The sequence below is a fragment of the Candidatus Igneacidithiobacillus taiwanensis genome, assembly GCF_031962545.1.
Classification (GTDB): Bacteria; Pseudomonadota; Gammaproteobacteria; order Acidithiobacillales; family Acidithiobacillaceae; genus Igneacidithiobacillus; species Igneacidithiobacillus taiwanensis.
The window spans coordinates 1-10,987 of the sequence record NZ_JAVRKK010000077.1 but is presented as its reverse complement, the minus strand read 5'-3'; the positions used below and the strand labels follow the sequence as shown (position 1 = coordinate 10,987).

6 protein-coding genes and 1 tRNA gene are annotated in these 10,987 nt (G+C 61.2%); all 7 read left to right on the top strand.

Annotated features, from left to right (window positions below; genetic code table 11):
* Nucleotides 1-174: 174 nt before the first annotated feature.
* The 7 genes from rpsU to RTI30_RS09690 all read left to right on the top strand — a co-directional run bounded on the left by rpsU (nt 175) and on the right by RTI30_RS09690 (nt 10,710).
* On the top strand, nt 175-390 hold the full coding sequence (gene rpsU / locus RTI30_RS09720) for a 30S ribosomal protein S21 (RefSeq protein ID WP_312263153.1): 216 nt from the start codon (nt 175-177) through the stop codon (nt 388-390).
* The gene (locus RTI30_RS09715) at nt 390-836 is read left to right on the top strand and encodes a GatB/YqeY domain-containing protein (protein WP_312263154.1); all 447 of its coding nucleotides are present in this window, start codon (nt 390-392) and stop codon (nt 834-836) included. The genes rpsU and RTI30_RS09715 overlap by 1 nt, the downstream gene beginning before the upstream one ends.
* A 2-nt stretch (nt 837-838) precedes the next feature.
* Entirely contained in the window at nt 839-3,175 is a 2,337-nt protein-coding gene (locus RTI30_RS09710; RefSeq protein WP_312263155.1) for an endonuclease MutS2, read from the top strand.
* 3 nt (nt 3,176-3,178) lie between these two features.
* A complete protein-coding gene (dnaG, locus tag RTI30_RS09705; RefSeq protein WP_312263156.1) occupies nt 3,179-4,906 on the top strand; it encodes a DNA primase in 1,728 nt (575 codons plus the stop codon).
* 73 nt (nt 4,907-4,979) lie between these two features.
* Complete coding sequence (rpoD, locus tag RTI30_RS09700) at nt 4,980-6,881, top strand: RNA polymerase sigma factor RpoD (RefSeq protein WP_312263157.1); 1,902 nt, start codon at nt 4,980-4,982, stop codon at nt 6,879-6,881.
* A 6-nt stretch (nt 6,882-6,887) separates the two neighbouring features.
* Nucleotides 6,888-6,964 (top strand) — tRNA-Ile (locus RTI30_RS09695).
* 212 nt (nt 6,965-7,176) lie between these two features.
* The gene (locus RTI30_RS09690; protein WP_312263158.1) at nt 7,177-10,710 is read left to right on the top strand and encodes a helicase-related protein; all 3,534 of its coding nucleotides are present in this window, start codon (nt 7,177-7,179) and stop codon (nt 10,708-10,710) included.
* Nucleotides 10,711-10,987 lie beyond the last annotated feature (277 nt).

Sequence of the window (10,987 nt, the reverse complement as noted above, 5' to 3'; positions counted from 1 at the left end):
CAACGCCGAACGGCCACACCATCGACTCGGACAGAAACCACCGCTATCCTTCCTCCTCCAACATCTACCACAGTGCCAAAGGTGGTGGACGCATACAAGTCTTTGACTCATCAGCTGCCAGCGAGTATGCTTTGGCGCCTCTGGACTGACCTTTTTGGAGAGGAACCGCTTTTCATGCCAACCATTCGCATCAAAGAGAATGAACCCTTCGAAGTTGCCCTGCGCCGTTTCAAGCGCTCCTGCGAAAAAGCGGGCGTGTTGACGGAGGTGCGCCGTCGGGAGTTTTACGAAAAGCCCACTGAGGAGCGCAAGCGTAAGGCTGCGGCAGCACGGAAGCGGGCGCTCAAGCGGATGCGTCGGCAGCAATTGCGTTTGGTGCGGATGTACTGATGTCCTTGCGCGAGCAGATTCAAGATGACATGAAGGCGGCCATGCGCGCGCGGGAATCCGAACGCCTGGGCACGATCCGCATGCTGCTCGCCGCCATCAAACAACGGGAAGTCGATGAGCGCCGCGATCTGAGTGACGCCGACATTCTTGCCATCGTCGAAAAATCCATCAAGCAGCGCAAAGAATCGGCTCGACAATTTCGCGACGGGGGGCGCCCCGAGCTGGCGGAGAAAGAGGAAGTGGAAATCGCCTTCCTGCAACCCTATCTGCCAGCAGCCCTCGATGCGGCAGAAATCGATCGGCTCATCGCCGCCGCCGTTGCCGAGACCGGCGCCCAAGGCCCACGCGACCTAGGCAAGGTACTTGGCGTGCTGCGCCCACAAGTGCAGGGCCGTGTAGACATGGCGATGCTTTCGGAGAAGGTCAAAGCCCACCTCTCTGCGTGAGCATGGAAGAGGCCGTCGGCACCACCGCAGCTCCCGCGCTCGCAGCTGCGGCCCTCGAATCCCTAGAATTTCCCTTGCTCCGCCAATATTGGCGAGACTGTTGTGCGCACGTGTATGCGCGCGACCATGTAAACGCTCTCGATCCCTATGCAGAGTTTTCGGAAATCGCTGCGCGCCTGGAGCGCAGCACCAACTTGCAGCAACGCCTGAGCAACGGGCCCGGCCTGCCCAGCGCCGACATACCCGATATTCGCGACCATCTCGATCTTGCCGAGCGGCCCGGCGCCTTACTGAGCGGTGCCGAACTGCTCCGAGTGCGCCGGGTTCTCGAGCTTGCTGCTGAATATGCACGTTTTTTACAGGGGAGCGATGATCGGCTGCAGGAAGACATCCCCTACCTGAGTCCACACCCCCTCCTGCTGTCCCGCCTGCGCGATAGCCTCGATGACGATGGTAGTTTGCTCGACCGCGCCAGCCCGGAACTGGCACGAGTGCGCCAGCAATTACGGGTACAGCGCGCCCAACTGCAGCAATTGCTGCAAGGTCTACTGCGCGAGCGCGAGCAGCGGGATATCTGGCAAGACCCCCATGTCGTGCAGCGCGGCGGGCGCTTCGTGTTGCCGGTCAAGGCCAACTTCAAAGGGCGCCTGCGCGGCATAGTTCACGATCGCTCCGCCAGCGGCGAGACGCTCTTTATCGAGCCCCTGCAGGCGGTGGAGCAAAACAACCTCTTGGTCGAGTTGGCAGCAAGCCAGCGCCACGAAGAAGAGCGCATCCTGCGCGCCCTGACTGCTCTCCTCGGCGGTGAAGTGGAAAGGTTGCGCGAAGGGCTGATACGCATGGGACGTCTCGAGGCCACCCGCGCTGGCCTGGAATTGGCAGGACGCTGGGGCGGTACGCTGCCGGAGTTGCAGCGAGCGCCGGCATTTTCCCTGCGGGACATTCGTCACCCCCTGCTCGTGCTGCGGCACCCGGAAGGCATTGTCGGCAACGATCTCGCCATGGGCCAAGAGGCCAAGCAGCTGCTCATTACCGGACCCAATACCGGCGGTAAGAGTGCACTGCTCAAGGCCATCGGCCTGCTGCATCTGGCGGCTTATGCCGGCCTCCCCATTCCCGCCGAGGGGCAGATTGGCTACTTTCCGAGCATCTTCGCCGTCATTGGTGATGCTCAAGATCTGCAAGCCGATCTCTCCAGCTTTTCCGGGCAGATGCGGCAGGTGCGCGACATCTTGGCGGCTGCCTCTACCAACTCGCTGATCCTTCTCGATGAATTGGGCAATGGCACCGATCCGCGGGAGGGTGCGGCGCTGGCGCAGGCGGTAGTGGCGCATCTGCGCGAGCGGCAGATCCTTACCGTGCTCACCAGCCATATGAGCGTACTCAAGCGCTACGCCCTGCAGGAAGAGGGTGTGCTGCTGGCAGGCATGGGCTTTGACCTCGAGCGCCTACAGCCCACCTACCGCCTGCAGCTCGGTCGCGCCGGGGCCAGCCAAGGTTTGGCCATTGCCCGCAAGATCGGGCTTCCCGAAACAGTCCTTGCCCTGGCGGAGACCATTTATGCGGGTGGGCAGGAATCGTGGGAAAACTGGGAAGAGCGCCGCGATGCCCTGCTACGTAGTGCCGAAGAACAGGCGGCACGTGCCCAAGCCGCCGCCGAGGAGCAGTCGGCCCTGCGCGTGCAGCTGCAAAAGGAACGCGACAAAGCCGCTGCCTTACGGGCCCGCGCCGAGGAAGAAGCGCGGGCAGAATGGCAAAAACTCCTGGCCGATGCGCGCCGGCAGGTACGCCAGGCCATTGCCGATCTCAAACGTGGCCGCAATACCCAGGCCGCCAGCGCCACCCTCGATCGCCTCGACGGCAAATTTTCGGCACCGCGCACGGCAGAGTCGAGCCTGCCGGAGCCCGGAACACGCGGACTCTTTTTGCCTTTGCACCAAGTGGTACAGGTGCAGCGCGTCGATACACCGGGACAACGTTTACAAATCGAACTGCGTGGCAAATATTTATGGATACCGGCAGAGCAGTTCCGCGCCGATGCAAGCTTGGAAATGCCCGAGGAGCGTGGGCGCGCGCAGTACGCGGCTCCCGAGGAACATCCCTGGCGCCTCGACTTGCGCGGGCAGCGGCGAGATGAGGCCGAGGCTGCCCTGCTCCGCCATCTGGATGCGGCAGTAGCGGCAGGACGAAAGCAAATCGAGGTCTTGCACGGCAAGGGCAATGGGGTATTGGCGGAGATGGTGCGGGAATTTGCCGCCCAAGATCCGCGGGTTGCCACCTGGCGGATGGCTGCCCCGGAACAAGGGGGTGGCGGGGTAGCCGAATTGGAACTACGCTAAAACATGGCCCGCTACTCCCGACAAATCATCGACAGCATCCTCGAGCGCACGGATCTCGTGAAACTGATCGATACCCGCGTCTCCCTGAAGAAAAAGGGCAAGGATTATTGGGCCTGCTGCCCCTTTCATCACGAAAAAACCGCATCGTTCTCGGTGAGTGCCGATAAGCAGATCTACTATTGTTTTGGCTGCCATGCCCACGGCAACGCCCTCGACTTTCTCATCGCCTATGAACGCCTGAGCTTTCTGGAGGCCCTCGAAATGCTCGCGGAGCAAGCCGGTGTCGTGCTCCCCGAGACAACCGACGCCAGCGCAGTCGACCAACGACTGCCGGCTTTGCGCGCGGCGCTGGAGCGTAGCCTGGCGGTATATCAAGCGGCCTTGACGGAAGCCCCAACAGCACAGGCATATTGGCAGTCCCGGGGCGTAACCAGCGACAGCATTGCCGCCTTTGGACTGGGATATGCCCCGGATGGTCAGCGGGTTCTCGCCCAGCTGGGTAAGACTGCCGCCGAGCGGGACTTGCTGCTTGCTGCCGGCGTTCTGGGAAAAAGTGAAGATGGCCGCTGGTATGAGCGATTCCGCGGGCGAGTCATTTTTGCCATCCGCGATGGCCGCGGCCGCCTCAGCGGACTAGCCGGGCGCAGTCTAGACGGTCGCGAACCCAAATATCTCAACTCCCCAGAAACGCCTCTCTACCATAAGGCGCAGATCCTTTTTGGTCTGGATCGGGCGCGAGCCGGGATTCGTCGTGCCAACAAGGTGGTGCTGGTCGAGGGCTACTTGGATGTCATCAGTCTGCATCAGGCCGGCATCGACTACGCGGTTGCCGCCAGCGGCACGGCCTTGGGTGAGACCCAGTTGGAGACCTTGTTCCGCGCCAGCAAGGAGGTCATCCTTTGCTTTGACGGCGATGGCGCCGGGCGCCAGGCCGCCCAACGCGCCGTCGCCCTCTGCCCGCCCCTGTTGCGACCCGGCCGCTTGCTACGGGTGCTGTTTTTACCCGAAGGTGAAGATCCCGACTCCCTCGTCCGCCAACAGGGAGCACAGGTCTTTCTCGATCTGCTGCAAGGGGCGCGTCCCGCCGTCGACGTATACCTGGAATTCCTCGCCAGCGAGCACAATCTGCAGCAGTCCGACGAGCTGGCACAATATCGACGGCGAGCGCGAGAGTTCCTCGAGCGCCTCGGCGATCCCGATCTGCAAGCGATTTACCGCGAAAAACTGCAGTTGCGCGCCGCGACCAAGCCAGCATCGCGACCAAGCGCTGCGCCGCGTATCCAGTGCCCATCCAGCCCTTGGCGTGGACTCTTTGCCCGCCTGCTGACCCTGTACCTGCGCTATCCCGAAGCCCCGGCCTGGTCCCAACTCGAAGCCGCTCTGGTGCAGCGTTTTGCCGCCAACCAGCCGGAGTTGGCGGCGCTGCAGCGCGCCCTTGAAATTTCTGCTCGACTATCCCATCTAAGCAGTCAGGACTTGTGCTTGGCACTGGCCGACGAACCCGACGGTGAGCGCTATCTCGCCCTGCTGCTCGGTGCCCAGAGCAGTGACGCAGAAGCCCTCATCGAGGGTCTGGTGGCGAATGCCAATGCGGAGTTGCGACGTTTGCGTAGTTTGGCCCTGGGTCAAGTGGGGGATCGCGCCGGTATCGGCGCCCTGACCCCGGAAGAGCGCGAGGAGCTGCGCCGGCATCTGCAACAGAAGCGAGCGAGCAAGGCGGCAAAGAGTTGAAACGGTTGATACGCTTTCCAAAAGCGTTGGATATTTCGTATACTAACAGGCTTTCCGTGCCGTTGGATCTTCTATGACTGACAACGAAACCTCTTTCGATGTGGAGTCCCAGCGTTCTGAGCTCAAGGCGTTGATTGCCAAGGGAAAAGAGCAGGGATATCTGACCTATCGGGAAATCAACGACCTCCTCCCGGAGGAGATCTTCGACCCCGAGCAGATGGAAAACGTCATTTCCATGATCAACGACATCGGGATCGAGGTCTTTGAGGAGGCGCCGGAAGATGAAGGTCTGCTCCTTGGAGACGACGGCGAGGGCGGCCCCACCATCGCCTCCCAGGAAGTGGAAGAAGCAGCCGAAGAGGCGCTGGCCGTGGTCGAGGCCGACATCGGGCGTACCAGCGACCCCGTGCGCATGTACATGCGCGAGATGGGCAGCGTCGAGCTCCTCACCCGCGAAGGCGAAATCGAGATTGCGCGGCGTATCGAGGATGGCCTGTTGCAGGTATTGCGGGCCGTTTCCACTTGCCCCACCACCATCGCCCTCCTCCTCGACGCCGCGGACAAGGTCGAGCGTGGTGAACTGCGCCTCGACGAAATCGTCGATTCCTTCATCGACCCAAATGCGATCGAAGAAAGCGCCAACGCCGAGGATGAGGAACTCAGTCTCGAAGCGGGCGAGGTGAGCGCAGAAGACGAAGAGGAAGAAGACGGTGAGGGAGGAGCCCTTTCCGTCGCCGACAAGGGACCACAGATGGAAGAGGCGCTGGAGCGCTTTGCCGCCATCCGCGCCGATTACAACCTGCTGATGGAGATGCGCGCCCGCGGTGAGGGGCGCAGTGCCCAATATCAGGAGCAGCGGCAGGTCCTCGCCAGTCGCTTTCTCGAAATCAAGCTCAATGCGCGGCAAATCGATCTCATGGCCGATGCCCTGCGCGCGCTCATCGACGAGGTCCGCCAGGCGGAACGGCGCATCATGCACTTGTGCATCGACCGTGCCGGCTACCCGCGCAAAGACTTCGTCCGCAGTTTTCCCGGTCGGGAAAGCGATCCCAGCTGGCTGGAGGAGCAGATTGCATCCAAGCGTCCCTACGCCGCCAAAATGGCTGCACTACGGGACGAGATTCTTGCCGTCATCCAAACCATGGGCGACATCGAGGATCGCGCTGGCTTGCCGATTGCCGAAATCAAGGAGGCCAGCCGCCTGATGTCCATTGGCGAAGCCAAAGCGCGGCGCGCCAAGAAGGAAATGGTCGAGGCCAACTTGCGTTTGGTAATTTCCATTGCCAAGAAATACACCAACCGCGGTCTGCAGTTTCTCGATCTGATCCAGGAAGGCAACATTGGCCTGATGAAGGCGGTAGACAAGTTCGAATACCGCCGCGGCTACAAGTTCTCGACCTACGCGACCTGGTGGATTCGCCAGGCCATCACCCGCTCCATTGCCGACCAGGCGCGCACCATCCGGATTCCGGTGCACATGATCGAGACCATCAACAAGCTCAACCGCATCTCCCGCCAGATGCTGCAGGAGATGGGGCGCGAGCCGAGTCCAGAAGAACTCGCCGAGCGCATGGAGATGCCCGAGGATAAAATCCGCAAGGTCTTGAAGATTGCCAAAGAGCCCATCTCCATGGAGACGCCCATTGGTGACGACGAAGACTCGCATCTTGGCGATTTCATTGAGGATCGCAATGTGGCTGCGCCTACGGATGCGGCTATCAATGCCGCCATCCGTGAGGTGGTGGAGGAATTGCTCGACACCGGTCTCACCCCGCGCGAAGCAAAAGTGCTGCGCATGCGCTTTGGCATTGGCATGAACACCGACCACACCCTCGAGGAGGTCGGCAAGCAGTTTGACGTGACGCGGGAGCGCATCCGTCAGATCGAGGCCAAGGCCCTGCGCAAACTGCGGCACCCCTCGCGATCCGAGCGCCTACGCAGCTTTGTTGATGGTGAAATCACCATCCTCAATTGACCTTTTGGGCCTGTAGCTCAGTCGGTTAGAGCAGGGGACTCATAATCCCTTGGTCCACGGTTCGAGTCCGTGCGGGCCCACCAATAAAAACAAGGCTCTAGGATAAATCCTGGGGCCTTTTTCTTGGTCGTGCTGCAATTTTGCGTGGGAAACGAGGGGAAAAGTGGTTGTGCGAGTCAGGCTTGGCCGTGGGCGAATTAGTCGTTCGCTAGCAATGGAGACGTCCAAAAGGCCATAAGCTTCGTCGGGAAGATGTCGAAAATGGATTGATTTTTGTAATAACCTGCAGGCTGAAATGAAACTGGAATCCTTGACCAAGAATGCGGCAATCGCCGGCTTAGAGCCTGGCGAGGTCGTGCGCATCGTCACTACCGAGGCCGTCGGGAGCGATGCGGTCACGGTCTACTACAAAACTGCAGACGGCACCCTGCGCGAGCGAATGCTCTTTCGCAGCGATGAGGATCGGCTCTCCCTGGCAGAAGTCGGACGCCCCTGGTCCTTTGATGCGCCGGGGAGCGATTTCCAACTCGTCACCGAGGCCTACCGAATCCACCTGGCCCACCTTTTCGACCCGATGATGGCGGTGCACACCTCCAACGTGGAGCCCTTGCCGCACCAGATTACCGCCGTCTACGAAGCAATGCTGCCACGTCAGCCCCTGCGCTTTGTTCTCGCCGATGATCCCGGCGCAGGCAAGACCATCATGGCCGGGCTGTATATCCGCGAGCTCTTGATGCGGGCCGACGCCCAGCGCGTGCTGATCGTCGCCCCTGGCAGCCTGGTGGAACAATGGCAAGATGAGCTGTTTGAAAAGTTTGGCCTTTCCTTCCTGCTTTTTTCCCGGGAGCAGGTGGAACAATCGCGCAGCGGTAACCCCTTTGACGATCACGAGCTGCTCATCGCCCGCGTCGATCAGCTGGCTCGCTCAGAAGACCTTCTCGAAAAACTGCGCTACTCCCATTGGGACCTCGTGGTCGTCGATGAGGCTCACAAGCTCTCCGCCAGCTACTTTGGCAATAAAATCAGCAAGACCAAGCGTTTTCAGTTGGGAGAACTGCTCGGCAGCATCACCCGCCACTTCTTGCTGATGACTGCCACCCCGCACAATGGTAAGGAAGAGGATTTTCAGCTCTTTCTCTCTTTGTTGGACGCCGATCGCTTTTACGGCAAGTTCCGTGACGGTGCGCACAAGGTCGACGTTTCGGATCTCATGCGCCGCATGATCAAGGAAGACCTGCTCAAGTTCGACGGCACGCCTCTTTTTCCAGAACGTCGCGCCTACACCGTCAATTATCAACTCTCCGATGCCGAAGCGGCGCTCTATGCGGCCGTCACCGAATATGTCAAAACGGAGTTCGCCAAGGCCGACGAGCTTGTCGACGGCGGACGCAAGGGTACCGTCGGCTTTGCCCTCACTACCCTGCAGCGCCGCCTGGCCTCCAGCCCCGAGGCCATCTACCAGTCGCTCAAGCGCCGTCGCCATAAGCTCAAACGTCGGGTCGAAGAAGAGAAGCTGGGACAGCGCGGCAGGGCACTGGCCGAGACCCTGGCGGGCCTTGGCAACGCCGGCGTGCCGGAGGACATTTGGGAATCGGCAGACGCCATGTCCCCCGACGACTACGAAAACTTTGAGGAGGCCGTCGTCGATCAGGCCACGGCCGCCCGCACCATCCAGGAATTGGAGGCCGAAATCGCCCTGCTAGAAAGTCTGGAAGAACAAGCCCGCCAAGTGGTTTATTCCGGTCAGGACCGCAAATGGGACGAGCTCTCTCGCCTCTTGCAAGACACCCCAGAGATGCGAGATGCCGATGGCCGGCAGCGCAAACTCATCCTCTTCACCGAGCACCGCGATACGCTCAACTACCTGGCCGAGAAAATCCGCGGCCTGCTCGGCCAAGCCGACGCCGTGGTGATGATCCACGGTGGGGTCAAGCGCGAAGAACGCCGCAAGGTGCAGGAGCTGTTCCGCAACGACCCCGCCGTGCGCGTACTGCTGGCCACCGATGCGGCAGGGGAAGGCGTGAACCTGCAAAATGCCAATCTGATGGTGAACTACGATCTTCCCTGGAACCCCAACCGTCTGGAGCAGCGATTCGGGCGCATTCACCGCATTGGTCAAACAGAGGTTTGTCATCTCTGGAACCTGGTAGCCTCCGAAACCCGAGAAGGCGATGTGTTTCAGCGGCTTTTCGAAAAACTGGAAATCGAGCGCCAAGCCCTGGGCGGTCGTGTGTTCGACATCCTTGGAGAGGTCTTTGAAGACAAACCCCTCAAGGACCTACTCATCGAGGCCATCCGCTACGGTTCCGACCCCGAAGTCCGTGCCCGTTTGCTTCAACGGGTAGAAGGCGCCCTCGACACCGAGCGCATTCGACAGATCCTTCAGCGGAATGCCCTCTGCGAAGAAGTGATGGACGAGAGGCGCCTCTTTGCCGTCAAGGAAGAGATGGAGAAGGCCGAAGCCCGCAAGCTACAACCTTTCTTTGTCCGCTCTTTCTTCACCAAAGCCTTTGGCGAGCAGGGAGGGGAACTGCGCCCGCGCGAATCCGGCCGCTACGAGATTACCTACGTGCCCGCGGCCATCCGCGAGCGCGATCGACGATTGTCTGGCCGAGACCACCGCTACCGGGAGCCTGTGCTCCAGCGCTACGAGCGCGTCTGCTTTGAAAAACAACAGGTGCGTCTTACCGACCGCGTCGGCGCGCCGGTCGCCACGCTCCTGCATCCGGCTCACCCCCTAATGCAAACGGTTACGGATTTGGTCCTGGAAACCCACCGCTCCAAGCTCAAGCAAGGAGCCGTTTTGGTCGATCCCAACGATCCTGGTCTCATGCCACGGGTGCTCGTCCTCATCGATCACGCCGTCAAGGAGGGAACGGAACCCCAGACCATCATCTCCCGCCGTCTCCAGTTCGTAGAGATCGATCCCGCGGGGTCTGCCCACAATGCCGGCTGGGCCCCTCACCTCGACCTGGAGCCCATAGCGCCCAGTGATCGGAACTTGCTGCAAGACATCCTTGCCGCAGACTGGATTAGCCGCGATCTGGACGCGCAGGCACTGGCCTATGCCTCCGAACATCTGGTGCCGGAACACTTCAACGAAGTGCAGTCCCGCCGGGAGGCCATGGTCGACAAAACCCTGGCAGCGGTACACGAGCGCCTCGTCAAGGAGATCGACTTCTGGTCCGTTCGCTATGCCAAGCTCAGAGACGACATTGCGGCAGGCAAAGATGTCCGCCTCAATCTCGAAAATACCCGGCGCACCATCGATGAGCTCAGCACCCGCCTACAAGCCCGGGAACGGGCCTTGCGCGCCATGCGCCAAATCGTCTCGGCGACCCCCGTCATCCTCGGCGGCGCGCTGGTGATCCCGCAGGGCCTCTTGCTCCAGCGCAAAGGCGAGCCCGGCTGGACGGCCGATGCCGACGCCCGTAGCCGCATCGAGCGTATCGCCATGCAAGCGGTAATGGACGCCGAACGCGCTTTGGGCCACGAAGTCATCGACGTCTCGGCGCAAAAGTGTGGCTGGGACATCACCAGCCTCCCCCCCGCCCGCGACGGACGCCTCCCCGAGAGCCGTCACATTGAGGTCAAAGGCCGCGCCAAAGGGCAGACCATCATCACGGTCACCCGCAACGAAATCCTGTACGGTCTCAACCAGCGCGACAAGTTCCTCCTCGCCATCGTGCTGGTGGATGGCGACCAGCACGAAGGGCCCTTCTACGTGCGCGAGCCCTTCTCTCAAGAGCCCGACTGGGCGGTGAGCAGCATCAACCTGGATCTGGATGCCTTGCTTGCGCGTGCCACGGCAGCGGAGGGCTCGCTGTGAGCCTGGGCTGTCCTCAGAAACAGAAACGCCCTCACGGAGAGGGCGTCGGGCCAGGGCTGCGCACCTTAGCGGGGCTGCAAAAAGAGACGCCTCCCGAGGGAGGCGTCGGGCCGGAGATGCTATCTCCGGCGGGGTTTACCCCTCGCATTCTCGTCAGACCAGGCTCTGCTGTCAAGCCGATGTATGCGTCCACCACCTTTGGCACTGTGGTAGATGTTGGAGGAGGAAGGATAGCGGTGGTTTCTGTCCGAGTCGATGGTGTGGCCGTTCGGCGTTG

Excerpts from the sequence above, each read along its gene's own strand:
- rpsU (WP_312263153.1), top strand. The coding sequence starts at position 175 with ATGCCAACCATTCGCATCAAAGAGAATGAACCCTTCGAAGTTGCCCTG.
- RTI30_RS09715 (WP_312263154.1), top strand. The coding sequence starts at position 390 with ATGTCCTTGCGCGAGCAGATTCAAGATGACATGAAGGCGGCCATGCGC.
- RTI30_RS09710 (WP_312263155.1), top strand. The coding sequence starts at position 839 with ATGGAAGAGGCCGTCGGCACCACCGCAGCTCCCGCGCTCGCAGCTGCG.
- dnaG (WP_312263156.1), top strand. The coding sequence starts at position 3,179 with ATGGCCCGCTACTCCCGACAAATCATCGACAGCATCCTCGAGCGCACG.
- rpoD (WP_312263157.1), top strand. The coding sequence starts at position 4,980 with ATGACTGACAACGAAACCTCTTTCGATGTGGAGTCCCAGCGTTCTGAG.
- RTI30_RS09690 (WP_312263158.1), top strand. The coding sequence starts at position 7,177 with ATGAAACTGGAATCCTTGACCAAGAATGCGGCAATCGCCGGCTTAGAG.